This window comes from Bacillus sp. JAS24-2, from assembly GCF_008274905.1.
GTDB classification, from domain to species: Bacteria; Bacillota; Bacilli; order Bacillales; family Bacillaceae_G; genus Bacillus_A; species Bacillus_A cereus.
Map to the genome: position 1 here is coordinate 1,734,989 of NZ_CP031068.1, position 24,334 is coordinate 1,759,322.

A 24,334-nucleotide genomic window follows, 5' to 3' on the forward strand; every position below is an offset into this window, starting at 1 on the left:
GCAAACTATAATGAATTCAAGAATAGTTGATACTTAAATTAAATATTCAGAAAATTCAATTAGTTAAAATTGGAAAATGAGATAAGGAAACTTGAATGGGGGTTATATTATGGCGAATAAAGTACCGTTTTCGTTCATAGTAGTTATTGGATTAATGTTATTTGCACTATTTTTTGGAGCGGGAAATTTAATTTTTCCAGCGATGCTTGGTCAATCAGCTGGAGAGAATGTATGGATTGCTAACGCTGGATTTTTAGTAACTGGTGTTGGATTACCATTACTAGGTGTACTAGCATTTGGTTTTTCAGGTAAAGATGATTTGCAGTCGTTAGCTAGTCGTGCTCACCCAGTGTTTGGGATTGTGTTTACAACAGTTTTATACTTAGCGATTGGTCCGTTATTTGCAATACCAAGAACAGGAAATGTTTCTTATGAAATTGGTCTTAAGCCGTTTATGCCAGAAGGAGTAGGTTCTACACCTTTAATTCTTTTCACAATTATATTCTTTAGTATCACTTGTTTTTTTTCGCTAAATCCCGCGAAAATTGTCGATATTGTTGGAAAAATCTTAACGCCAATTAAGTTGACTTTCATCGGTATTTTAGTAATCGTTGCTTTTATACATCCGATTGGAGATATGCAAGCACCAGTGGAAGCTTATACATCACATGCATTCTTTAAAGGATTCCAAGAAGGATACTTAACGATGGATACGCTAGCATCATTTGTATTCGGGATTATCATTATCAATGCTATTAAAGAAAAAGGTGCGAAAACGAAAACACAAATTATGGTCGTTTGTGCAAAAGCGACAATTATTGCAGCATCTATTTTAGCAATTATCTATACAGCACTTTCTTATATGGGTGCTTCAAGTGTTGCAAAGCTTGGACATTTAGAGAACGGCGGAGAAGTATTAGCGAAAGTTTCTAACTACTATTTCGGATCATATGGCGGAGTATTATTAGGATTAATGATTACAGTAGCTTGTTTAACAACTAGTGTGGGACTTGTATCAGCATGTTCTTCATTCTTCCATAAGTTATTCCCAAATGTTCCTTACAAAGCAATTGCAATTACGCTATGTGTATTTAGTGCAATTGTTGCAAACGTAGGATTAACACAATTGATCGCAGTTTCTGTTCCAGTATTAACAGCAATTTATCCACTAGCAATCGTATTGATTTTCTTAACATTCTTCCATTCATTATTTAAAGGAAAAGCTGAAGTTTATCAAGTAAGCTTAATCGTAACATTTATCATCAGCTTATTTGATGGATTAAGTGCAGCTGGAGTTAACATTGAAGTAGTAAGCCAAGTGTTCACTAAATTCCTTCCGATGCAGGAAGTAGGATTAGGCTGGATCTTCCCAGCGATTATCGGTGGATTTATCGGATATGGCATTAGCATTTTAAAAGTGAAAAACCAAGTTCAACCAGCAACTAGAGCGGATAAGAAAATAGGTTAAATAAAAAAAGTTATAGACTTGTTTCTATAGCTTTTTTTGTTACTATTAATAATGAGAAAAAATAAAGTAGTAGGGGAAATAAAATGAAAAAAACAATTGATCATATCGGAATCGCAGTTCGAGATATAGATAGTACGATACGTTTTTATGAAAATGTGTTACTAGGAACTTTAATAGATCGTTACGTAAGTGAAGCTCCTGGTGTGGAAAGTGAAGTAGCCATTCTTGAAGTGGCTGGAGATAGAATTGAATTACTTGCACCGACGAATAATACGACATCTCCAATTGCCCGTTTTATTAAACAAAAAGGTAAAGGTGTTCATCACGTTGCGTATCGTGTCGATGATTTAGATGTGGCTCTAGAAGAGTTAAAAGAACAAGGTATTCGGACATTAGAGCATACACTACGCATTAATAAGCATGGTAGAAGGTTAATTTATCTTAACCCAGCGGATACAGAAGGAACGATTATCGAGTATTGTGATTATCCGGAAGAGAAATAGAAGAGGGATATTTTTTTAAAGGTGTTACGCAATAACGTAACACCTTTTTATTTATGTATTTCACATTTTCTTCACAAATGATTCACGATAACTTTTCTTCTTTGATAACTTACATAAATATATTTTATGATATAATAACAATCGACTTTAAAAATGTAAGTTGTATCTATAGTGATAGTTACTATTATATTAGAAGTTTAGGGATGGAAGAGAAATAAGAGTTATACTTTATAGAAGTTTATATTTAATCAGGTTAATATTTCGCCCGAGAATCAAACTTCGGAAGTTAAAGTAATGAAAATAGAGCAATGAGGAAGAAAGAAGTGAAATGAGTGTGAAAGTAATGAGAAGATTAGGGACATGGCTATTACTTGTGTGTGTGCTTATCATATTGATACCGCAAAGTGCATCTGCTCATGCGTACGTTGTGAAATCAAACCCTACTGAAAATGAAACATTGAAGAAAGCACCATCTGTTGTAAAAATCGAATTCGATGAGGACATACAAGTTTCAAGTTTTAATACATTGTACGTGAGAGATACATCAGGTAAAAGGGTCGATTTAAAAGATGCTCATATTGATAAAAAAAATAAAAAGCTATTAGAAGCTGGATTAAAAGACAATCTCAAAAATGGTCTTTACTCTATTCAGTGGAAAGTGATTTCAGCTGATGGACATCCAATTCAAGGAGTTATCCCGTTCCGGGTTGGATTAGCGGAAGCGGAAACAGACGATATACAAGTGGAAGAGATGGGCTACGTCCCGCAAATCGATATGATTATGGAACGTGGAATTTTATATGCGAGTTTCTCGCTATTTTTAGGAGTTCTCTTCTTTAATCTTATTATGTATAAAGGGAATGCAACCTCGGTTCGATCAAGGAGTAAGAACATAATATGGATCTCTTTATTTGGGATATTGATTAGCTTGTTATTCAATCTACCACTGCAAGCGAAAATAAATGCTGATGTTTCATGGCTAGAAGCATTCAATCCTTTACTATTAAAAGAAACATTACAGCTTTCTGTTTTTGGTTATGTATGGATTACTCAAATGGTTCTCATTAGTACGCTTATAATTGTTACGTATTTTGCGGTGAAGCATGAGAAGTTTTCGTCGTTTAAAGTATGGAGTATTCCAATACTATTGTTTATAGGGCTACTTGTTATGAAGGCCTTTAATAGTCACGCATACGGTTTAAAGTTTAAAGACATTGCTGTCGTTATGGATTTTCTACATTTATTAGCAGCTTCATTATGGGTTGGTGGTTTATCATCTATTATTCTTCTTTTATGTAAAGAGGATAATAAGTGGCATATGTATTGGGATATGATTAAGCGTTTTTCACCGTGGGCAACAGGTGCTGTCATTGTGATTTTAATAACAGGCCTTTTTAATAGTACATTTTTTATTCCAACAATCCACTCGTTATTTGATACGAAGTATGGATTGGCTTTATTAGCAAAGATACTATTATTTATTTTCATGGGGATATTGGGAATTATTCATTATGTGAAAGGGAGAATAAGAGCGCAGCAAGGATTAGGAGCTACGGTGAAAGTAGAGTTTGTCATTGGAATTATCATTTTCGTAATCGTAGCTTTTATGACAAACGTACAAACACCACCGATGCCTCCTACTGGACCATTTACAGAGAGTAAGCAATTAGATAATGGATATGAACTTACGCTAAATGTAAGTCCGAATAAGGTAGGACAAAATAAATTCCATATTACACTAAAGGACGAAAAGGGACAGCCTGTTACTGATATGGAACAAATGATATTGACGACTCAATCATTAGATATGAACATGGGAAAAGGTTCATTTAAAGTTTCAGTAGTTTCACCAGGAGAATATGAAACAGAAGGTATGTATATTAATATGACAGGAAACTGGAATATACATGTTCATGGATTAACAAAATCTCTTGATAGTCTCGATACAGATTTTAAATTTATTGTCGGTGGCAGATAAAAAGAAGCTATGTATGAAAAGGAGCTAATAGAAAATGAAACGTATAAAAAAATTAGGAACAACAATGATCGCAACAATTATTGCAATGGGAATGTTTTCGTTACCTGTTAGTGCGCACGTCACTGTAAAACCAGCAACTTCTGACGTTGGTTCTTGGGAGACATATACGATAAAAGTACCAGCTGAAAAAAATGTAGCAACAACAAAAGTTACACTGAAAATACCGTCTGGAGTAGAGTTCCAGCAGTATGAACCAGTGCCAGGATGGAAAGTTGAGGAGCAAAAAGATACAGCTGGAAAAGTTAAAACTGTAGTATGGGAAGCAACAGGAGAAGGGATTTTACCCGGTCAGTTCCAGCGATTTACTTTCGTCGCTAAAAATCCGGATAAAGAGCAAAAAATAGCTTGGGACGCATATCAACAATATAAAGATGAAGAAATTGTTGAATGGACAGGCGATGAAAAAGCTGAAAAACCGCATTCACTTACTACAATTGCAAAAGGTACGTCATTAACAGGAGAACATGGTGAAGTGTCTAGTGTAGAAAAAAATGAAGGTACTAGTAATATGCAATTGATAGCAATTGTCTTATCTATTTTTGCCATAGTATCGTCGGTAAGTGCGTGTGTTTTTGTAGTACGTCGTAAAAAGTAAGACGTAAGAAAGAGCCTACAAACAGTAGGCTCTTTCTTACGTTTATTTCAATTCAACTTGCTGCCTTACAGCAAGTGTTTTCGGTTTTATATTTACAAAACAAATACTCACAACAATAAATAATAGTCCGATGAATAAGCTAATGGTAATAGCCTCATGTAAGAAAATTGAACTTACAATAATAGCTATTAGTGGAATGAGGAATGTATAAGCCCCAACTTTACTTGCTTCACCAGCTCCAACAAGTGTGAAGTATGCAAGCCACCCCATTGCAATAACAAAGAATGAAATAAAGAGAAGTACGCTAACAAATGGCATACTCCAAGCGATACTAGACCAGCTTTCAAACTCTGAACCAAATCCAATTAAGCAAAGACCACCAATAATAAGCTGAAGTGTTACCATCCAAATGGCATTAACACGGTGACCAGTCTTCTTAATGAATACTGTGCCAAGTGCCCAGCCAATAGCGCATCCTAACGCGAGAAGGATTCCAATAACAGAAATATGTCCTGTTAAACTGCTTGAGCTAATAACGCCTACACCAATAAATCCGAGAACAAGCCCGAAAATTTTCAAGCCGTACATTGATTCTTCAAGCCATATCCACGAGAAAATACCGAGTAAAACTGGTTGTAGAAATACAATGGCGGAAAATAACCCAGCAGGCATATATTGAAGGCCGACAGTTTGTAATCCGTAAAATATAATGATGTTAAGTAAGGAAGAAATAACGTATAAATGCCACGTTTCTTTTAAATGTAACTCTTTGTATTTCGGTAATGCGAACAGAAGTAAAATGAATCCTCCAATTAAAGTTCGAACGCCTGCAAATAAAACAGGTGGTGTATAATGCAGGGCAAACTTTGATAAAGGCCAATTGATTCCCCACATGAAAACGAGAAAGGTAAGGATGATGGCCGTCTTAGTTCGAGAAAGCTGTGTCACTGAAAGACCTCCTTGTTGTTATTCATTTCACTATGATATGATATCGACTGTAATAAATAAAATGAATCTTTTTTATGAGGAGTATAAGTGATTAGTTATGACCATTACACAACTGCAAGTATTAATAAAAACTGTTGATTTAGGTAGTTTTACGAAGGCTGCCAGGGTGTTAAATATGACGCAGCCAGCTGTTAGTCATGCGATTTCAAGTATTGAGTCAGAGTTAGGAGTTACTATTCTTATACGTGATAAACGAAAAGGGCTACTCGTTACGGATGTAGGAAATAGGATTCTTGTACATATTAGAGAGATTTTGAACGGTGTAGCGAAGATTGAACAAGAAGTTGCGATGGAGAAAGGACACGAAGTTGGGACGATTCGAATTGGGAGTTTTCCGAGCGCTTCTGCACATTTCTTACCCAAAATGATAAACCTTTTTAAGGAAAAGTATCCGAACTTAGAAGTAGTTCTTTGTGAAGGGACGATTAAAGAAGTTGAAGATTGGTTAGTATCGAGGGTTATTGATATAGGGATTGTTATTTTGCCTAATAAAGATATGGAGATTGTTCCATTAACGAAGGGGAAAATGGTTGCTATCTTAAGAGAGGATCATCCTCTCTGTAAGAAGGACGCTCTTACAATTTGTGATTTAGAGAATGAACCGATCATATTATGTAAGGGTGGATACGAACCACCCATTATTGATATGTTTAAACAAGCAAACGTACCACTTCGGGCTGAATATGTAATTTCGACAGTTACTACAGCTTTAAATATGATTCAAGAAGGATTGGGCATTGCAATATTAGCTGAATTATCTTTAACGAATTTACCAAAAAATGTGCAAACGAGAGAATTGGAACCACAAGTATGGAGAGAAATTGCTTTAGCTGTTCCTTCATTAAAGGATTCTTCAATCGCTGTGCAGCTATTTATTGAAGAATTTCAATCGCTATTTGCAGAATAAAAAGAGGTGTCTCATATATCATAATGGGACACTTTTTAATTTACTTATAAAAAATCTATGAAAAGGATTGACTTATTTTTTAGTTGTAACTATAATGATTACATCGAGGTGGTGATTACGATGAAAATTAGTAGCCGCTTTTCCATAGCTGTTCATATTTTATCTATTTTGAAAAACAATCCATCTTCACTTTGTACTTCAGACTATATGGCTGAGAGTGTTAATACAAATCCAGTAGTCATTCGTAAAATCATGTCGTACTTGAAACAAGCTGGCTTTGTTTACGTAAATCGTGGACCGGGTGGCGCGGGATTACTAAAGGATTTATATGAAATCACATTGTTAGATGTGTATCATGCAGTGAACGTAGTCGAAGAAGACAAGCTATTTCATATTCACGAGAAACCGAATCCAGATTGTCCAATTGGTGCGAATATTCAAGCGGTGTTAGAAATTATTTTAATTCAAGCACAATCCGCGATGGAAGAAGTTTTGAGAAATATTACAATGGGGCAGTTGTTTGAAACTTTGCAAGAAAAAATGAATGCTTAAATCATATTTATATTTTTTTGTCATTAATGTAACCAATTTGATTACAACAATAAAGGTAAGGTGTAAAAGTTATGACTGTAAAAATGAAAGTATACTCAGATTTTATATGTCCGTTTTGTTTTTTAGCAAAAGGTCCATTAGATGAGGTAGCGAAAGAGAAAGATGTAGAGATTGAATGGATGCCATTTGAATTACGTCCAAGTCCATATTCAAAAATAGATCCATGGAATGAACCAGAAAAATTAGGTTCATGGGATGCTTTCATTCTTCCGACAGCGAAGAAGTTAGGAATTGATATGCGCTTGCCACGTGTTTCACCGCATCCATATACACATTTAGCTTTCGAAGGATGTCAATTTGCGAAAGAACGTGGACTAGGTAATGAGTATCATCACCGCGTATTCACAGCATTTTTCCAAGAAGAGCAAAACATTGAAGATATTGATGTGTTAACAAAATTAGCGGTAGAAGTAGGACTTCCTGAGGCGGAATTTAAAGATGCTTTAGTAACTCGTAAATATAAAGAAAAGCATCAAGAAGCAATTCAACACGCATATGATGAAGCGAATATTATGGCTGTTCCAACTGTCATGATTGGAGATGAAGTCATTCAAGGGCTTGCTAGTAAAGAAACACTAGAAAGGGTCATTGATAAAGAAATTGAAAAGGATAAAACAAATTCATTTGAAGGTATGCAATGTAATACCGATGGATATTGCTAATTCGCTTGTTATGAAATAACAAAATAAATTATAAAACAAACATTTGGAGGAATTAAAATGTCAGCAACTACAACAAACTTAAAAGAAGCAATCGTGAACCGCCGTTCAATTCGTAAAGTAGCAAAAAACGATGCAATTACGAAAGAAAGAATTGAAGAAGTGTTAAAAACAGCTTTACACGCACCAACATCTTTCAATATGCAAAGTGGTCGTATGGTTGTATTAATGGATGGAGAGCATGAAAAGTTTTGGGATATCGTTAAAGAAACACTAAGAGCCCGCGTACCAGCAGAAAACTTTGAAGCGACTGTAGAAAGACTAAAAGGCTTCCATGCAGGTGTAGGAACAGTTCTATTCTTTGAAGATCAAGCAACTGTAGAAAAAATGCAAGAAAATGCGCCATTATATAAAGATCAGTTCCCATTCTGGTCTCATCAAGGAAATGCGATGTTACAACATACTGTGTGGATGCTATTATCTGCTGAAGGAATTGGAGCGTCATTACAACATTACAACCCAATCGTAGATGCTGAAGTGAAAGAAACTTGGAACATTCCGGCAGAGTGGAGCTTAGTAGGTCAAATGCCATTTGGTGAACCAAACGAACAACCAGCAGAAAGAACGTTCTTACCTACTGAAGATGTAGTGAAATTTTATTAAGAAATACAATATGTAACGAGAAGGAAGCTGTGCTTAAAAACAGCTTCCTTTTTTGTAGTGGTGTTAATTTATGCGTATTTAGGGAAGAAATATAAGAAATAATACGGTGAGAAGGGAATTAGAAAAATGAATGATGAGAAAAAATATACAGTGGTAGGTACTGATGTTGAGGAAGTAAAGCGTTTAAATAAAAATTCAGGGTTAACGTATAATCAAGTGAAAGAAATGTTAGCAAAGCAAATGCAAAAAAAGAAGTAATTAGATTGAAATCTTTCATTTTTTCATTTAGCATTTTGATTGGAGAGAGTTAAGTAAAAGGTAACTCTCTTTTTTGTATAGCTAAGCATCTTATAGAGTGGAGGAAGCAACATGAAGAAATGGGTAAAGGTAACGCTGTCTATCACTGGAGGCATTGTCTTATTAGCGTGTGCTGGTGGATATTACGTGTATAAAAATTATTTTCCAAAGGAACCTGAGCGTATTGTATATGATAAAGAAAGAGTGCTACAACCGATACATAATCAGCTTAAAGGAATCAATATAGAAAATGTAAAGATAAAAGAAAAAGAAGTCGTAAATGCGACTGTAGATGAGCTTCAAAAAATGATTGATGATGGAAAGTTGTCATATGAAGAATTAACGAGTATTTATCTCTTTAGAATACAAGAACATGATCAAAATGGAATAACATTAAATTCTGTTACAGAGATAAATCCTAATGCGATGGAAGAAGCAAGAAAGTTAGATCAAGAGCGGGGTAGAAACAAAAATTCGAATTTATATGGTATTCCTGTCGTTGTAAAAGATAATGTACAGACGGAAAAAGTGATGCCGACTAGTGCAGGAACTTATGTATTAAAAGATTGGATTGCAGATCAAGACGCAACAATTGTGAAGCAGTTGAAAGAAGAAGGAGCATTTGTTTTAGGAAAAGCGAATATGTCTGAGTGGGCGAACTATTTATCTTTTACAATGCCAAGTGGGTATAGCGGGAAGAAAGGACAAAATTTAAACCCGTACGGTCCGATTACATTCGATACTTCAGGATCAAGTTCAGGATCTGCTACAGTAGTTGCAGCAGATTTTGCACCGCTTGCAATTGGAACAGAAACGACGGGATCGATTGTTGCACCCGCGGCGCAGCAATCAGTAGTTGGGTTACGTCCATCTTTAGGTATGGTAAGCAGAACAGGAATTATTCCGTTAGCTGAAACTCTTGATACAGCAGGACCTATGGCAAGAACGGTAAAAGATGCAGCAACATTATTTAATGCAATGATAGGTTATGACGAAAAAGATGTTATGACAGAAAAAATGAAAGATAAAGAAAGAATTGATTATACAAAGGATTTATCGATAGATGGATTAAAAGGGAAAAAGATAGGGCTTCTTTTTTCTGTAGACCAACAAGATGAAAATAGAAAAGCAGTAGCAGAAAAAATTAGAAAAGACCTTCAAGATGCAGGTGCGATATTAACTGATAATATCCAGTTAAGTGCTGAGGGTGTAGATAATTTGCAAACATTAGAATATGAGTTCAAGCATAATATAAACGACTATCTTTCACAGCAAAAGAATGTACCGGTAAAATCGTTAGAAGAGATTATAGCGTTTAATAAAAAGGATAGTAAAAGACGAATAAAATACGGACAAACATTAATTGAAGGGTCTGAAAAATCTGTTATAACGAAAGAAGAGTTTGAAAACGTAGTGCAAACGAGTCAAGAAAATGCAAGAAAAGAGCTAGATAGGTATTTAGTAGAAAAAGGTTTGGATGCTCTAGTTATGATTAATAACGATGAAGTTCTTCTATCAGCTGTAGCTGGTTATCCGGAATTAGCGGTTCCTGCTGGATATGATAAAAATGGAGAACCAATCGGTGTAGTGTTTGTAGGGAAACAGTTTGGTGAAAGAGAGCTTTTCAATATGGGATATGCGTATGAACAGCAGTCTAAAAATAGAAAATCACCTAGTTTATAAAAAGATTATATGAAAAATAACTGGAGTCCACCGAAATATGTTGGTGGATTCCAATTAAACGAATCTAACAATATGAGAAGAAAAAAAGGATTCTTCTTAATTAGTAAGAAAGATTGTCTATAGGAGTTCATAAAATGTAATATATTCAATTTCCATCCATTGAAGGGGGAGGTTAATTCTTAATGAATGAAGTAAAGAGTTTTTTTCGAAGTAGAGGGTTTCAACGGTTTCTCGTTTTAATAATAGTAGCGCTTGTATTATATGCATTAAAAAGTATGATCAATTTAATATTAATTACGTTTATACTGACGTTTTTAATGGATCGATTTCAACGTTTTATTTCAAGGAAATTGAAAGTAAACCGGAAAATTGTTATTGCATGTTTGTATATAATACTAGTTTCCTTTATAGGCACAACGTTATATAAATATTTACCTGTGCTGACGATACAAATTTCACAATTAATTTATCAATTTAAACTATTTTTTCAAAATCCACCTGATAATGAAATCGTTAAATATGTACTTTCGACAATTAATGGGATGGAAGTATCAAAATATATAGAACAAGGTGTAGATGTTATATATCAATCAATAGCAAATATAGGGAAGGTAAGTTTACAAATATTATTATCTCTAATTTTAAGCTTATTTTTCTTATTAGAAAAAGAGCGTATTATTACATTTACATCTAAGTTTAAAGATAGTAAGTTAAAAATCTTTTATGAGGAAATTGCATATTTTGGTGAAAGATTTGCAAGATCGTTCGGAAAAGTAATTGAAGCTCAGTTTTTAATTGCCGTTGTAAATTGTATTCTTACTGTCATTGCATTAATTGTTTTAGGATTTCCACAGCTACTTGTATTAGCTGTTATGGTTTTCTTACTAGGGTTGATTCCTGTTGCAGGTGTGATTATTTCTTTGTTTCCACTTTGTATCATTGCTTACAACGTAGGCGGAGTTATGTACGTAGTATACATACTTGTGTTCATAACAGTAATCCACGCTCTTGAAAGTTATTTTTTAAATCCGAAGTTTATGTCTGCAAAAACAAATTTACCAATCTTTTATACATTTATGATTCTCATCTTCTCAGAGCATTTCCTCGGAATATGGGGGCTTATTATCGGGATACCAATCTTTATCTTTTTATTAGATGTACTTGATATAAATAATGAGGATGCGACTAAAAAATAAGAAATGATAGAAAATCACTAAAAAGTCATAGGAGATAATGAAAATAAAAAGCAATCCAAAATAAATTGGATTGCTTTTTATCTTAATTAAAGAACCGGAGCCATTGTTTCTTTCAATACTTGAACAGAGTGGTCGAATTTTAATTCTTCATCTTCACTTAATTCAACCTCTAAAATTTCACGAACACCGCCGCGATTTAAAACAGCAGGTACCCCGATATAAACATCTTTTTGACCGTATTGACCTTCTAAGTAAGCTGATACAGTTAATACACTATTTTCGTCGTTTAAAATTGCTTTTGTAACACGTAGAAGTGACATACCGATACCATAATAAGTTGCGCCTTTACGCTCAATAATATGGTAAGCTGCATCACGGACGTTTATGAAAATTTTGTCTAAATCTTCTTGATTATACGTGTTGTCTTTTTCAAGCAGTGTTTGTAGTTTTTGGATACCAACGGAAACATGGCTCCAAACTGGAAGTTCAGTATCGCCGTGTTCTCCGATAATATAAGCGTGAATGTTGTGTGGACCAATATCGAAGTACTCACCTAACATATAGCGGAAACGAGCAGAATCAAGCGTTGTACCAGAACCGATTACACGTTCTTTCGGTAAACCAGATTCTTTCCAAGTTACATAAGTTAAAATATCTACAGGGTTTGTTGCGATTAAGAAGATGCCATCAAATCCGCTACCCATAATACTGCGAACGATTTGTTTAAAGATTTTGGCGTTTTTCTCAACTAAATCTAAACGTGTTTCGCCTGGCTTTTGTGGTAATCCAGCTGTAATAACTACAAGGTCAGCATCTTTACAATCTTCGTAGCTGCCTTTCCATACTCTAGTTGGAGCTGGGGCGAATGGAACAGCATGACTTAAATCCATTGCTTCCCCTTCAGCTTTTGCTTCATTTACATCGACTAAAACAAATTCTTCAGCTACGGCTTGGTTAATCATGCAGTAAGCATAACTACATCCAACTGCTCCTGTTCCTACTAATACAACACGGTTAATACCTTTTTTCATTTCAAAATTCCTCGCAATTTCATTGGTTTTGTTATGTAAGATAATACGTCTTACTTCTATAGAGTCATATCTAGTTTATTACATTTTATAAAAGATATTCAAGTATTTGAAAATGTATCCGTGCAAATCTGCGAACAAAACATAGGAATTCAGTGAACCGAATATAATTCAGTAAAATCCTTTGTAAAAGGGGAAATGGTATGGGGAACCCATTAACAATGGAAGAAATGCTTCATATTATTCATGCAGGGCTTGTTAAAAAGAATAACCCAAAACGGATTACGATTGCAGGTGCAGGGATTTCTGGATTAGTTGCAGGTTCTTTATTAAAAGAGGCTGGGCACGAAGTAACGATTATAGAAGCAAATAACAGAATAGGTGGCAGAGTGTATACGATTCGGGAACCATTTAGTGTGGGTTTATATTTTAATGCGGGACCGATGAGAATCCCTGACACCCATAAGTTAACCTTAGCGTATATTCATAAATTTAAACTACCTTTAAACCTTTTTATAAATAAAACTTTTGCAGATATCATTTATACGAATAACATTCAAACGAGATTGAATGTGTTTGAAAATGATCCAAGTGTACTTGAATATCCGGTTTTGGATAAAGAAAGAGGAAAAACGGCAGAAGAGCTAATGATTGAGGTATTAGAACCAATACTAAATTATATTAAGAAGGATCCTGATAAAAACTGGCTTATCGTTGAAAAAAAGTATAAAACGTATTCGCTTGGTTCATTTTTAATGGAGTATTATTCAGATGGTGCAATAGATATGATTGGGGTACTTCTTGATATGGAAGCTTATATGGGAATGTCCTTAATTGAAGTATTACGTGAAATGATTTTCTTTACTTCAACAACGAAATATTATGAAATAACTGGTGGAATGGATAAGTTATCGAATGCATTCTTACCACAATTAAGGGAACATATTTTAATGCAGTATAAGGTTGATAAAATTATACAAGAAGATAATAAAGTAATGTTACAAGGAAATCATGAACAAACGTTAGAGCAATTTACAATAACAAGTGATTTTGCTATTATTACAATTCCATTTTCAGCGTTAAGGTTTGTAGAAGTTCAGCCATACTATTTATTCTCTTATTTTAAAAAAAGAGCAATTCGTGAATTAAATTATATTGCTGCAACTAAAATTGCAATAGAGTTTAAAAGTAGATTTTGGGAGAAAGCGGGACAGTGTGGAGGTAAATCTATTACTGATTTACCGATACGTTTTACATACTATCCGAGTTATGGCATTCATACTCCAGGACCAGCTATCGTTATAGCAAGTTATACGTGGGCAGATGAGGCGTTAACATGGGATAGTCTCCCGCAAAGAGATCGTATTCGTTACGCATTAAAAAATTTAGCGGAAATATACGGTGACATCGTCTATAGTGAGTTTGTCACTGGAACATCTTTTAGCTGGAGTAAAAATCCGTATTCTTGCGGTGCATTTACAGCTTTCGAACCAGGCCAAGAGCTCGAGTTATTTCCGTATATTACACCACCATCTGGAAAAGTACACTTTGCAGGAGAGCATACGACATTAACACATGGGTGGATGCAAGGGGCAATTGAGTCTGGAGTTAGAGTTGCATATGAAGTAAATGAACAGTGAATCTCTTATATTTACAAATGGTCATTCTTTTAATAAAATAATAAGTATAAATCGTAATTATTACGCTTTGAATACATTTGAAGTAAAGAAATGGATGGTCGGTTGAATGAATAAAGTGGAGATTCATATATTAGGTGGTTTTTTAGGTAGTGGAAAATCAACATTATTACAAAATTTATTGTTAGCAGAGAAAAAGAAGAATAGAAAAGTTGCAGTATTAATGAATGAAATTGGTGAATACTCAGTAGATACAGATATTATTGGAAAAGAGAATGTTTTAAGAGAACTTCTTAAAGGATGTATTTGTTGTACGTTAAAAGAAGAGCTCGAAATACAATTACATTCGTTATACCAACAAGAAAGACCAGATGTAATTTATATAGAAACGACAGGTGTTGCGCATCCAATTGAAGTGTTAGACGCGTGTGTCTCGCCAATTTTAGCTCCTTTTCTGGAAGTGAAATCAATTGTAGTCGTTTTAGATGCAGTAAGGTGGTTAAACCGAAGTATATTAAGTGCAAATGTACAACAGCTATTGCATGAGCAACTGAAATTTGGTAGTCACATTCTTGTTAATAAAGCAGATTTACTAACAGATGAAGATAAGAACACAGTATTTGAAGAAGTAAAGGCAATAAATGATCATGCGAAAATGTATGAGACAAAGTATTGTAATATATCTTTAAAAGATATAGAAGAAGCAGAATTTCCAAATGATGAGGAACATGAGACACTACATGTCAAACAGCATTTACATATACAAACGATGACATATCAATTTACGAAACCGATTGATCAAGACAAATTATATGAATGGCTTTCGAATTTACCAGATAGTATTTATCGAGTGAAAGGTTTTGTGAAATTCCGTGGAGATAAATACCCTCACCTATTCCAATATTCGTTCGGAGTACCAACTTTATTAGAACAAGACTTCGGTTTCCCGACAAACTTAGTAGTAATAGGAGAAGGACTAGATAAGAAACAATTGGCTGAAGGGTTAGAGAAAGTAGAACTTAACTCTAATTAAGGGGAAAAGACTAACTTAAAAATAAGTTAGTCTTTTTGTATGGTCATTACTGAAATGAAACAGTATTTTCAATTGGATTGCAGAATATATATTGATTGTATGTCCGTTTCCATTACATAGGAAGGTGATTATATATTTGTGCCGAATGTAGAGGGTACTACAAGAGTTTTCCATTATCTATCGAATTAGTTAGTCATGATTACGGACAGGGGATTTTGGCGTGTTTGATTCTATCAGAAAGTAAAGTATGGGGAGGATCACAATGTCGATGAAAAAACGTAAGTGGCTAAAGACAATGTTTACTGGTTGTGTTTTAGGTTCGTTATTAATAACGGCAGCTTGTTCAGGAAAGAAAACAAGTACAGAGGATGAAAAAACGATTAAGGTAGGAGTTCTTGCTTCTTTAACAGGACCGCTAGAATCGTATGGAAAACAAACAGTGAACGGATTTGAATTAGGGTTAGACTATGCAACTGGTGGAACTGGGAAAGTAGATGGGAAAAAGATTAAGTTTGTTGTAGAAGATACAGAAACGAAAGCTGATGTAGCAGTTAAAAAAGCTACGAAGTTATTAGAAGAAGAGAAAGTTGATTTTTTAGTTGGATCGTCTAGTTCAAGTGATACGTTAGCGGTTTTACCACTGGCCGGGGAATATGAAAAGATTATGGTTGTAGAACCGGCAGTTGCGGATAGTATTACCGGGAAGAACTGGAATAAATATATTTTTAGAACTGGAAGAAGTTCCTCACAAGATGCGATTGCAGGAGCAGCGGCAATTGCGAAAAAAGGTGTAAAGATTGCGACATTTGCCCCAGATAACGCTTTTGGTCGTGAAGGGATTGCTGCATTTAAAGCGGGTGCGAAAAAATTAGGTGCGAGCATTGTGAATGAGCAATACGCGGATACAAATTCAACAGATTTTACAGCGAATATTCAAAATATCATTAGTTCAAAACCAGATTATTTATTTATCGTTTGGGCAGGGGCAAATTCACCTTGGAAACAGTTGAAAGATATGAATGTGGAAGCGCAAGGTATTAAAATTTCTACAGGTGCGCCAGATATACCAGCATTAAAAACAATGGATGCATTAGTAGGTATGCAAGGTTTTTCTGTATATTATCACACACTTCCAAAAAATAAAGTGAATGATTGGCTAGTTGAAGAGCATAAAAAACGTTTTAATGGTGTAGTGCCAGATTTGTTTACAGCGGGAGGAATGTCAGCAGCAATTTCTATTGTAGAAGCCTTAAAGAAAACAAAAGGTGATACAGATGTAGATACCTTGATTAAGAAAATGGAAGGAATGGAATTTGATACACCGAAAGGAAAGATGAAGTTTAGAGAGAAGGACCACCAAGCGATGCAGACGCTGTATTCTATCACATTGAAAAAGCAAGATGGTGTTGATTATCCGGTGCCAGTGTTAGAGCGAGAATTAACGATGAAAGAAACAGAACCACCAGTTCAAAAAAATAGACTGAATTTTCTGTTGTTTTTGTATAAAGAGGGGGGACCCTCTTTATACATATTTCCTTCATACTCACGGCTTTAAAGGGAGGGATTTCGTGACACATTTGCTAGAGACGAAAAATCTTAGTGTATCTTTTGGTGAACATCAAGTTATTAAAGATGTAAATTTAACTGTCCAAAAAGGAAAGCTCATTTCTATTATCGGGCCAAATGGTGCGGGGAAGACAACATTATTTAATTTACTAAGTGGACAGATTTCACCTACAACAGGTGAAGTGTATTTTAAAGGGCAAGATATTACAAAACTATCGATTTCAGATCGAACACGCTTAGGAATCGGTCGCTCTTTTCAGCTTACAAACATATTCCCAGAATTAACGGTACTTGAAAATGTCCGTTTAAGTGTTCAATCATTCGTACAAGATTACTATAGTTTTTTCCCGAGTTCAGCAAAATTAAAGCAACAAGTTGGAGAGGCGAGACGTTTCTTAAAAACAGTATTACTTCACGAGAAAGAGAACATATTAGCGAAAGATTTGGCACATGGAGAGAAAAGAAAGCTAGAACTTGCGATGTTATTGGCTTTAAAAACGGATGTGTTATTACTTGATGAGCCGACGGCAGGTATTTCGGTTGAGGAAGTCCCTGCTATATTACAAGTAATTGAAAATATTAAGAAACATCCAGAGAGCACAATTGTACTTATCGAACACAAAATGGATATGATACTAGGTTTGTCAGATCATCTTATCGTTTTATTTCATGGAGAGTTATTGGCTGAAGGATTGCCAGAAGAAATTATGAAAGATGAGCGTGTACAAAGTGCTTATTTAGGGGGATTATATAGTGGCACTATTACAAGTGAATAATATAGAAACGTATTTAGATCAGTTTCATATTTTGCAAGGAGTATCTCTTGCTGTTGAGAAAGGGACGATTACTGTACTGTTTGGTAGAAACGGGGCAGGGAAAACAACGACATTACGTTCAGTTATGGGATTTCACCGCATTGCAGATGGTGAAATTTATTATGATAGTGCAAAAGTAAGTGGATTACCTACACATTTAATTTCAAGGAAAGGAATAGGGTATGTACCAGAAAATCAAGGTATTTTTCATGATTTGACAGTAGAAGAAACATTCGCTCTTGCTAGGGGAAAAAGTGAGGAAGTAGAAGGGAAAATAGAGTGGATGCTGGAACTATTTCCGGATTTAAAGCAGTTTTGGAATAAGAAAAGTGGGCTCTTGAGCGGAGGGCAAAAGCAAATGTTGGCTATTTCAAGAGCGTTTATTAATAGTGATGGATTATTACTTATTGATGAGCCGAGCAAAGGGCTATCCCCGATAATGGTGGAGAAATTAATGGTAGCTATTTTGAAGATGAAAGAGAAAACAACAGTTTTACTTGTTGAGCAAAATTTTATGATGGCTAGTCAAATTGGTGATTATTTTTACATTATGGATAACGGACGAATTGTTCATAACGGTTTTATGAATGAATTAAAAAAGGATAAGGAAATGTGTCATAAATATTTAGGAATCTCTTAACATGAATCCGAGGTGAAAAGGATGGATGTGTTAATCAATTTATTTGTAAATGGGATTTCAACAGGGATGCTCATTTTTTTGTTAGCATCAGGTCTTTCACTTATTTTCGGTCTAATGAGCGTTTTAAACTTTGCACACGGTGGTTTATTTGCATGGGGAGCATTTACAGGTGTTTGGTTATTTAATATGACAGGAAGTTATATATTAGCTTTAGTTGGAGCAGTAGCCATGGGAATGTTCCTAGGATTTATTTTAGAAAGGTTTCTTATTAGACCGGTATATGGAAATCATGTTCGACAGCTGCTCGTTACGCTTGGAGGAATGCTCGTTCTTAGTGAGTGTATTAAAATATTTTGGGGGCCAAACCCTATTAGTGCAAAATTACCGTTATGGTTACAAGGAAGTTTTACATTCGGAGGTATTATATTAATTAAATATCGTCTATTTGTTATTTTGATTGGGATAATTATTTACATCGCACTACTACTATTACTCAAAAAGACGAAGATAGGTCTTATGATCCGTGCAGGTGTAATGGATAAAGAAATGGTTCAAGCGCTTGGTATTAATGTAAAAGCGATATTTTCTTTCGTCTTTTTATTAGGAGCAGGGATGGCAGCTTTGGGAGGATTCTTATTAGCACCGTATTCGGGCGTTATTTTCGCCGAGATGGGCATGCAGTATGCAATTTTAGCTTTTATAGTAGTAATTATCGGTGGATTAGGAAGCGTACAAGGTTCAGCTATTGCTTCTTTAATTGTCGGATTAGCTGGTGCTTTTACAGCGTATTTTATACCAGATTTATCACTTGCAATTAATATGTTAATGTTACTATTTTTCTTAATAGTGAAGCCAACTGGACTTGTTGGTGAAAAGGGGTGAAATGGTGAACAACACATCGGACCGAATTAAAGTATACTTCGGAGTATGTATGCTCATTTGTTTAAGTGTATTTCCGTTCGTAAATGATTCACGGAGCCTGTTAATTTTGTTCACTCAAATCTTCATCTTTGCTATTTTTGCAATGAGTTTTGATGTATTGCTTGGGTATACAGGAATTGTATCGTTCGGTCATTGTATGTTCTTTGGGATAGGAGCATATGGGGTAGCGCTTTTATTTGATCGACAAGGCGTATCAATAACGAACTTTTTAATTGGAATAGTAGCTGCAATTATCGTTTCAGCAATCGTTAGTTATATAATTGGTTTGCTTTCTTTACGATTGAAAAGTCATTTTTATGCAATGTTAACACTTGCTATTTCACAGTTGTTTTTCGTCCTTGCTGAAAAATGGCGTGGGCTCACTCACGGAGGAGATGGTTTTACATTTGGGGTACCAGAAATATTCCGTGATCGTTTTACTTTTTATTATGTATCACTTGTATGTTTATGCTTCATTTTTATTCTATTACGTCTTTTTACAAAGTCTTCTATTGGGAAAGTATTAAAGGCAATTTCACAAAATGAACAACGTGTTGAAGCACTTGGATATAAAGTCCTCCATTATAAAATAATCGCAAGTGTAGTGGCAGGAATAGTAGCTGCAATTAGCGGTGGTTTATTTGTTATTACATTACGCTTTGTCAATACGACTGTATTTTCAATTGAAATGACACTAAATGCACTCTTGATGACAATGATTGGAGGAGTCGGAACATTAATTGGAGCTATTGCTGGATCTGGGATTATTGAATCCCTAAAATATTATTTATCAGAACTAGCGACGGAATATCCGATTTTTGAAAGGTGGACGATTATTCTAGGTTTATTGTATATTATCGTGCTACTCGTTTTTCCGAAAGGATTGGTTGGGACGGTTAAGGGACTGAAGAATATGAAACGGAATAAGAAGGAGAAAAGTGCAGAAGTGGAGCAAAATGTGTGAAAAATCAATTGTATACAAAATAAAAATCCCTCTTTTATACTCGTAAAAGAGGGATTTTTATTTTGAAAAAAGTATGTAATCAAAGTCATTTTATTAATCAAATAGTTCATCAGGGATATGCTTTATAAAGGTTTGATTCGTAAAAAAATGAACAGCTAAATTCTCAAGGGGAACATCTTCAATTATTACTAATGTATCATTTTTAATCGGTAAAAAAGCTATTCCTTTTCCATCATCAATAAACTCTTCTATAAGCGAATAAGAATCCAAATGTTGAAGTTGTCGCTGAGATAGATTGTTTTCTTTTAGAAATTGTATTGTCTTATTCCTAAAAGGGCACTTTTTGTCATTGCTAACGAAGAAAATTTCTTTTGAATAATCAATGGTACATTTTTCTTTCGCTGTTAATAAGCCTACAGAAATTGAGGTTGTGAACACTTTTTTAAACGATGCGTCAGGATAATCCTCATAAGTTATGACCATATCAACTTTTTGTTGCTGAAGTAATTTTTGCAAATGACTACTACTTTCTACATATATTTGATAATTTCTGAAGTTTTCTTCAATACGCTTACTTAAATAATTTGTCAAAATAGATTGTGACGTCGCTATTATATAAGAAGAACCACTCGTTTTAATTTCATCTTTTACTTCTTCTAATAGAGTTAATATTTTATTCGTGTAATCTAATAAAATGTCACCAGCAGGTAACAAGGAAACGCCTTTGTTATCTCTATGTAGTAAAGGCGTTTCTAATTCTTGTTCTAATTTTTTGATTCGCTCAGTTACGTTCGGTTGAACATATCCTAACTCTTTAGCAGCTTTACTAATAGAACCCTCACTGGCCACAGTTTTGAATATAATAAGATCATTTATTTCCATGTATCTCAGCCCCTTATGCACTATCATTATAAATGATACCAAACATAATTTATACCTATTTTACGTTAGTCAATCATCGGTTTATCATTATGTATATAGGATAGAAAGTGAGTGATAAACATGATTGGAATGCAATATAAGGTCATTTTGCCAAAGGATTATGATATAAAGATTATTAGGAATAGGGTAAAGGATAATGGGCATAAAACTGATGGTTTTCAAGACCTGAATTTTAAAGCTTATTTAATTACTGAGGTAGGTAAGGACGGGAATTTCTATAACTGTTATGCACCTTTATATATTTGGAATGGCCATGAAGGGATGAATAAATTTATCTTTGAAGGGTATTACGATAACATTTTACAATCTTTTGGATGGCAACAAATACATATAGGTGTTCCATTAGTGGTTAATCTAAGTGATGGATTTAAGAAAAGTAGATATGTTGTTGAATATGCAGGAAGTATTTCTCAAAGTAAAACACTGATTGGGACTCAATTAAGCACTATGAATGAAGATGTACAAAACAACGAAAAGTGTTTAGGGAATGTAATCGTTTATAATCCGGATAAATGGGGGTATAGTAGGTTTAATTTTTATGAGGAGAAGCCTGAAATTGTAGTGAATAAAGGTGTTACAGTATATGAGATTTTACACATTTCACGATGAAATTTTGTTGCATATTAAAAATAAGAAAAGGAATGAAAGTCTATGCCTTTTGTGAAGATTTATTATCCTGAAAACATATTAAATGAAGAAGAGTTGGAAAAAATGGGTGAATGTATCCATCTTTCATTAATTGAACATTTTAACATCCCTGAAAATGATTATTTTCAAATGTTCTTACCTTACCAAGAAAACAAATTTTTATATAATCCATATTATTTGTTGGAAAGAGGAGAAAAGAGAACAGAGAATATGATTTATGTTTCTATTACATGTGGACCGGGAAGAACAGTGCAACAGAAAAAAGATTTGTATCAATCGGTATCCTTAAAAATTACGGAATATTCCGATGTTAAAACTTCGGATATTTTTATTACATTAAATGAGACAGCTGCTGAAAACTGGTCATTTGGTCAAGGAATAGCAAAAATGGTGAAAATAAAGGGAGAAAAAAATGAACTTATTGAAGTACATATTAAAAAGAAAATGAGAGAAATGTCACCTGCATTTGCTCATTATAGTGAAAAGATATTATTTGAGGAAGTGTGGCGGGATGCCACTTTAACATTAAGAGAAAGAAGCTTGTGTACTGTGTCAGCACTAATCAGTCTCGGTAATACAGAACAATTACAATTTCATCTGAAGCTAGCTAAACAAAATGGGGTTATGGAGAATGAATTGGTTGCATTAATAACACATATGGCTTTTTACGTTGGTTGGCCAAAAGCTATGGCAGCTTTAAATATAGTAATGAATGAAAGGCAAAGTTAAGAATAATGATAAGTAAGAATTCATGTTTATATGAATTCTTACTTATCATTATTTATGCAATACTCTATCGATATATTTATTACATTTTTTCTTGCTTTTTTATCACTTGCGTAGTAAAGTGATAGTAAGATGAACGCTAGGAAGTGACAAAACATGCGTGATAATACGATAGGATCATTAATATGGTTACGTTTAATACGATTTGCGAACCAAAGTAATCAAATGTCAAATGAGTTTTTAAAACGTTTTGATTTAACGACAGCTCAATTTGATGTGCTTTTGCAAATACGTACGTATCAACCACTAACACAAATGGAGTTAGCTGAAAAGGTAACTGTTACACAAGGTGGCATTTCTCGAATGTTAACTCGTCTTGAAAAAGAAGGATATATTGTACGAAAACAAGATTGGAAAACGAAAACAATTAGTCTTACAGAGCAAGGAGAAGCAGCTTTAGAGAGAGCATTGCCAGAGCAACTTGCATTTCAATCTTCGTTTTTTGATGATGTATTAAATGAAGAAGAGCAGAAAATATTATATGAGCTGATGACGAAAGTTCATAAGCATAGTGAGAAAAAAGAATTACCGCAAGAGTAATTTTTTTTACACTATCAATTGACTAATCAAGTGAAGGCGTAGGTAATACGGAGATATACCTGACTTACCAACGTTTTTAGAAAAAAACTAATACTACTTTATTAAAGGGGAGAGTAACTATGGAAAAATACCGTATAGATATAAGAAAAGGAATTGAGTTTGGATTATATTCAATTGGTGATCATGTTTTAAATCCACATAATGGGGAGAAAATTACGCCAGAGAAAAGAATTCACGAACTAATTGAAACAGCTAAGTTAGCAGATGAGGCAGGGCTTGATGTGTTTGCTGTCGGTGAAAGTCATCAAACGCATTTTACAACACAAGCTCATACAGTTATTTTAGGAGCTATTGCACAAGCTACGAAAAATATAAAAATTGCAAGTTCAGCAACGATATTAAGTACATCTGACCCAGTTCGAGTATATGAGGATTTCGCTACAATTGACTTGATTTCTAATGGACGTGCAGAAATTGTGGCTGGTCGTGGATCTCGTATTGGGGGATATAGTTTACTTGGTTATGACGTGAATGATTATGAAGAATTATTCGAAGAGAAGATGGATCTTTTATTAAAAATTAATAACGAGGAACATGTAACATGGAATGGACAGTTCAGAGCACCGCTCGCACATGCATCGGTTATTCCGAGAGCGAAAAATAATAACTTACCAATTTGGCGTGCGGTTGGAGGTCCACCAGCTAGTGCAATTAAAGCGGGACGCGCGGGTGTACCAATGATGATAACAACACTTGGTGGTCCAGCAATTAACTTTAAAGTGTCAGTAGATGCTTACCGCGAGGCGGCTGTACAAAGTGGATTTGATTCAGCTAGTTTACCAGTTGCGACAACGAGTTTATTTTATACGGCAAAAAATTCACAAGATGCACTTAGTGAATATTACCCTCACATTAATGCTGGTATGCTTACACTGCGCGGTGGTGGGTATCCGAAACAGCAATTTACAAATGCAATAGATTACCGTGATGCTTTAATGGTTGGTAGCCCACAACAAATCATTGAGAAAATGCTGTACCAATATGAATTATTTGGCCAACAACGCTTTATGGCACAAATTGATTTTGGCGGTGTACCATTTGATAAAATTGAGAAAAATATTGAATTAATTGCTACTGAAATTTTACCAGCCGTTAGAAAACATACAGCAAAATAAATAAAAAAAC

At 34.5% G+C, this 24,334-nt stretch carries 24 protein-coding genes and 2 pseudogenes; 23 read left to right on the forward strand and 3 right to left on the reverse strand.

Annotation, left to right across the window (positions count from 1 at the left end):
• Positions 1–109: 109 nt before the first annotated feature.
• The 4 genes from brnQ to DN407_RS09125 all read left to right on the forward strand — a co-directional run bounded on the left by brnQ (position 110) and on the right by DN407_RS09125 (position 4,604).
• Positions 110–1,468: a branched-chain amino acid transport system II carrier protein gene (brnQ, locus tag DN407_RS09105; RefSeq protein ID WP_001284781.1), complete on the forward strand. Its 1,359-nt coding sequence runs from the start codon at positions 110–112 to the stop codon at positions 1,466–1,468.
• An 83-nt stretch (positions 1,469–1,551) separates the two neighbouring features.
• Complete coding sequence (locus DN407_RS09110; RefSeq protein ID WP_000750846.1) at positions 1,552–1,971, forward strand: VOC family protein; 420 nt, start codon at positions 1,552–1,554, stop codon at positions 1,969–1,971.
• A 328-nt stretch (positions 1,972–2,299) separates the two neighbouring features.
• Complete coding sequence (locus DN407_RS09120) at positions 2,300–3,949, forward strand: copper resistance CopC/CopD family protein (RefSeq protein WP_149216186.1); 1,650 nt, start codon at positions 2,300–2,302, stop codon at positions 3,947–3,949.
• Between the two features lie 34 nt (positions 3,950–3,983).
• Positions 3,984–4,604, forward strand: a complete 621-nt coding sequence (locus tag DN407_RS09125) for a YcnI family copper-binding membrane protein (RefSeq protein WP_149216187.1) — start codon at positions 3,984–3,986, stop codon at positions 4,602–4,604.
• Between the two features lie 42 nt (positions 4,605–4,646).
• Here DN407_RS09125 and DN407_RS09130 read toward each other — a convergent pair whose 3' ends face one another.
• Complete coding sequence (locus tag DN407_RS09130; RefSeq protein WP_000192814.1) at positions 4,647–5,552, reverse strand: DMT family transporter; 906 nt, start codon at positions 5,550–5,552, stop codon at positions 4,647–4,649.
• 97 nt (positions 5,553–5,649) lie between these two features.
• Between DN407_RS09130 and DN407_RS09135 the strand changes: the two genes are divergently transcribed.
• From DN407_RS09135 to DN407_RS09160, 7 genes are all read left to right on the forward strand, one after another.
• The gene (locus DN407_RS09135) at positions 5,650–6,519 is read left to right on the forward strand and encodes a LysR family transcriptional regulator (protein ID WP_000156749.1); all 870 of its coding nucleotides are present in this window, start codon (positions 5,650–5,652) and stop codon (positions 6,517–6,519) included.
• A 120-nt stretch (positions 6,520–6,639) separates the two neighbouring features.
• Positions 6,640–7,071, forward strand: a complete 432-nt coding sequence (locus tag DN407_RS09140) for an Rrf2 family transcriptional regulator (RefSeq protein ID WP_000704082.1) — start codon at positions 6,640–6,642, stop codon at positions 7,069–7,071.
• A gap of 71 nt (positions 7,072–7,142) precedes the next feature.
• Complete coding sequence (locus tag DN407_RS09145; RefSeq protein ID WP_000216673.1) at positions 7,143–7,793, forward strand: DsbA family oxidoreductase; 651 nt, start codon at positions 7,143–7,145, stop codon at positions 7,791–7,793.
• A 57-nt stretch (positions 7,794–7,850) separates the two neighbouring features.
• A complete protein-coding gene (locus DN407_RS09150; protein WP_001277011.1) occupies positions 7,851–8,453 on the forward strand; it encodes a nitroreductase family protein in 603 nt (200 codons plus the stop codon).
• Positions 8,454–8,579: 126 nt separating this feature from the next.
• Positions 8,580–8,711: a hypothetical protein gene (locus tag DN407_RS32060; protein WP_000997344.1), complete on the forward strand. Its 132-nt coding sequence runs from the start codon at positions 8,580–8,582 to the stop codon at positions 8,709–8,711.
• A gap of 111 nt (positions 8,712–8,822) precedes the next feature.
• Positions 8,823–10,433 (forward strand): amidase family protein, encoded by a 1,611-nt coding sequence (locus DN407_RS09155; protein WP_098286662.1) that lies wholly within the window; start codon positions 8,823–8,825, stop codon positions 10,431–10,433.
• Between the two features lie 182 nt (positions 10,434–10,615).
• Positions 10,616–11,629: an AI-2E family transporter gene (locus DN407_RS09160; protein WP_001006602.1), complete on the forward strand. Its 1,014-nt coding sequence runs from the start codon at positions 10,616–10,618 to the stop codon at positions 11,627–11,629.
• Positions 11,630–11,715: 86 nt separating this feature from the next.
• Here DN407_RS09160 and DN407_RS09165 read toward each other — a convergent pair whose 3' ends face one another.
• Entirely contained in the window at positions 11,716–12,660 is a 945-nt protein-coding gene (locus tag DN407_RS09165; protein WP_149216188.1) for an L-lactate dehydrogenase, read from the reverse strand.
• A 200-nt stretch (positions 12,661–12,860) separates the two neighbouring features.
• Between DN407_RS09165 and DN407_RS09170 the strand changes: the two genes are divergently transcribed.
• The 7 genes and pseudogenes from DN407_RS09170 (at position 12,861) to DN407_RS09205 (ending at position 20,233) form a co-directional block, all read left to right on the forward strand.
• The gene (locus DN407_RS09170; RefSeq protein ID WP_000528025.1) at positions 12,861–14,297 is read left to right on the forward strand and encodes a flavin monoamine oxidase family protein; all 1,437 of its coding nucleotides are present in this window, start codon (positions 12,861–12,863) and stop codon (positions 14,295–14,297) included.
• Positions 14,298–14,403: 106 nt separating this feature from the next.
• Complete coding sequence (locus tag DN407_RS09180; protein WP_001044941.1) at positions 14,404–15,327, forward strand: CobW family GTP-binding protein; 924 nt, start codon at positions 14,404–14,406, stop codon at positions 15,325–15,327.
• A 262-nt stretch (positions 15,328–15,589) separates the two neighbouring features.
• Positions 15,590–16,798, forward strand: a pseudogene (locus DN407_RS09185) (substrate-binding domain-containing protein); the annotation flags it as partial.
• Between the two features lie 97 nt (positions 16,799–16,895).
• Positions 16,896–17,669, forward strand: a complete 774-nt coding sequence (locus DN407_RS09190; protein WP_000149337.1) for an ABC transporter ATP-binding protein — start codon at positions 16,896–16,898, stop codon at positions 17,667–17,669.
• A complete protein-coding gene (locus tag DN407_RS09195) occupies positions 17,647–18,348 on the forward strand; it encodes an ABC transporter ATP-binding protein (protein WP_149216189.1) in 702 nt (233 codons plus the stop codon). Before DN407_RS09190 ends, DN407_RS09195 begins: the two co-directional genes overlap by 23 nt.
• A gap of 21 nt (positions 18,349–18,369) precedes the next feature.
• Positions 18,370–19,230, forward strand: a complete 861-nt coding sequence (locus DN407_RS09200) for a branched-chain amino acid ABC transporter permease (RefSeq protein ID WP_000382787.1) — start codon at positions 18,370–18,372, stop codon at positions 19,228–19,230.
• 49 nt (positions 19,231–19,279) lie between these two features.
• Entirely contained in the window at positions 19,280–20,233 is a 954-nt protein-coding gene (locus DN407_RS09205) for a branched-chain amino acid ABC transporter permease (RefSeq protein WP_002102967.1), read from the forward strand.
• 93 nt (positions 20,234–20,326) lie between these two features.
• Here DN407_RS09205 and DN407_RS09210 read toward each other — a convergent pair whose 3' ends face one another.
• Complete coding sequence (locus tag DN407_RS09210) at positions 20,327–21,115, reverse strand: LysR family transcriptional regulator (RefSeq protein ID WP_149216190.1); 789 nt, start codon at positions 21,113–21,115, stop codon at positions 20,327–20,329.
• Positions 21,116–21,235: 120 nt separating this feature from the next.
• Here DN407_RS09210 and DN407_RS09215 point away from each other — a divergent pair, with 120 nt between their 5' ends.
• From DN407_RS09215 to DN407_RS09230, 5 genes and pseudogenes are all read left to right on the forward strand, one after another.
• Positions 21,236–21,784: a DUF4865 family protein gene (locus tag DN407_RS09215; RefSeq protein WP_149216191.1), complete on the forward strand. Its 549-nt coding sequence runs from the start codon at positions 21,236–21,238 to the stop codon at positions 21,782–21,784.
• Positions 21,785–21,826: 42 nt separating this feature from the next.
• Positions 21,827–22,240 (forward strand): annotated as a pseudogene (locus tag DN407_RS32065) (tautomerase family protein); the annotation flags it as partial.
• Between the two features lie 27 nt (positions 22,241–22,267).
• Positions 22,268–22,552 (forward strand): carboxymuconolactone decarboxylase family protein, encoded by a 285-nt coding sequence (locus DN407_RS32070; RefSeq protein ID WP_223272771.1) that lies wholly within the window; start codon positions 22,268–22,270, stop codon positions 22,550–22,552.
• A gap of 153 nt (positions 22,553–22,705) precedes the next feature.
• Positions 22,706–23,149 (forward strand): MarR family winged helix-turn-helix transcriptional regulator, encoded by a 444-nt coding sequence (locus DN407_RS09225; RefSeq protein ID WP_149216193.1) that lies wholly within the window; start codon positions 22,706–22,708, stop codon positions 23,147–23,149.
• A gap of 119 nt (positions 23,150–23,268) precedes the next feature.
• The gene (locus tag DN407_RS09230) at positions 23,269–24,324 is read left to right on the forward strand and encodes an LLM class flavin-dependent oxidoreductase (RefSeq protein ID WP_000417538.1); all 1,056 of its coding nucleotides are present in this window, start codon (positions 23,269–23,271) and stop codon (positions 24,322–24,324) included.
• Positions 24,325–24,334: the final 10 nt, after the last annotated feature.

What these genes read in the sequence shown, in the direction of transcription:
- DN407_RS09120 (WP_149216186.1), top strand. Translation starts at nt 2,300, where the DNA reads ATGAGTGTGAAAGTAATGAGAAGATTAGGGACATGGCTATTACTTGTG.
- DN407_RS09150 (WP_001277011.1), top strand. Translation starts at nt 7,851, where the DNA reads ATGTCAGCAACTACAACAAACTTAAAAGAAGCAATCGTGAACCGCCGT.
- DN407_RS09155 (WP_098286662.1), top strand. Translation starts at nt 8,823, where the DNA reads ATGAAGAAATGGGTAAAGGTAACGCTGTCTATCACTGGAGGCATTGTC.
- DN407_RS09230 (WP_000417538.1), top strand. Translation starts at nt 23,269, where the DNA reads ATGGAAAAATACCGTATAGATATAAGAAAAGGAATTGAGTTTGGATTA.
- DN407_RS09140 (WP_000704082.1), top strand. Translation starts at nt 6,640, where the DNA reads ATGAAAATTAGTAGCCGCTTTTCCATAGCTGTTCATATTTTATCTATT.
- DN407_RS09205 (WP_002102967.1), top strand. Translation starts at nt 19,280, where the DNA reads ATGCTCATTTGTTTAAGTGTATTTCCGTTCGTAAATGATTCACGGAGC.
- DN407_RS09160 (WP_001006602.1), top strand. Translation starts at nt 10,616, where the DNA reads ATGAATGAAGTAAAGAGTTTTTTTCGAAGTAGAGGGTTTCAACGGTTT.
- DN407_RS09125 (WP_149216187.1), top strand. Translation starts at nt 3,984, where the DNA reads ATGAAACGTATAAAAAAATTAGGAACAACAATGATCGCAACAATTATT.
- DN407_RS09200 (WP_000382787.1), top strand. Translation starts at nt 18,370, where the DNA reads ATGGATGTGTTAATCAATTTATTTGTAAATGGGATTTCAACAGGGATG.
- brnQ (WP_001284781.1), top strand. Translation starts at nt 110, where the DNA reads ATGGCGAATAAAGTACCGTTTTCGTTCATAGTAGTTATTGGATTAATG.
- DN407_RS32060 (WP_000997344.1), top strand. Translation starts at nt 8,580, where the DNA reads ATGAATGATGAGAAAAAATATACAGTGGTAGGTACTGATGTTGAGGAA.
- DN407_RS09215 (WP_149216191.1), top strand. Translation starts at nt 21,236, where the DNA reads ATGATTGGAATGCAATATAAGGTCATTTTGCCAAAGGATTATGATATA.
- DN407_RS32070 (WP_223272771.1), top strand. Translation starts at nt 22,268, where the DNA reads ATGAGAGAAATGTCACCTGCATTTGCTCATTATAGTGAAAAGATATTA.
- DN407_RS09145 (WP_000216673.1), top strand. Translation starts at nt 7,143, where the DNA reads ATGACTGTAAAAATGAAAGTATACTCAGATTTTATATGTCCGTTTTGT.
- DN407_RS09165 (WP_149216188.1), bottom strand. Translation starts at nt 12,660, where the DNA reads ATGAAAAAAGGTATTAACCGTGTTGTATTAGTAGGAACAGGAGCAGTT.
- DN407_RS09170 (WP_000528025.1), top strand. Translation starts at nt 12,861, where the DNA reads ATGGGGAACCCATTAACAATGGAAGAAATGCTTCATATTATTCATGCA.
- DN407_RS09135 (WP_000156749.1), top strand. Translation starts at nt 5,650, where the DNA reads ATGACCATTACACAACTGCAAGTATTAATAAAAACTGTTGATTTAGGT.
- DN407_RS09210 (WP_149216190.1), bottom strand. Translation starts at nt 21,115, where the DNA reads ATGGAAATAAATGATCTTATTATATTCAAAACTGTGGCCAGTGAGGGT.
- DN407_RS09225 (WP_149216193.1), top strand. Translation starts at nt 22,706, where the DNA reads ATGCGTGATAATACGATAGGATCATTAATATGGTTACGTTTAATACGA.
- DN407_RS09110 (WP_000750846.1), top strand. Translation starts at nt 1,552, where the DNA reads ATGAAAAAAACAATTGATCATATCGGAATCGCAGTTCGAGATATAGAT.
- DN407_RS09180 (WP_001044941.1), top strand. Translation starts at nt 14,404, where the DNA reads ATGAATAAAGTGGAGATTCATATATTAGGTGGTTTTTTAGGTAGTGGA.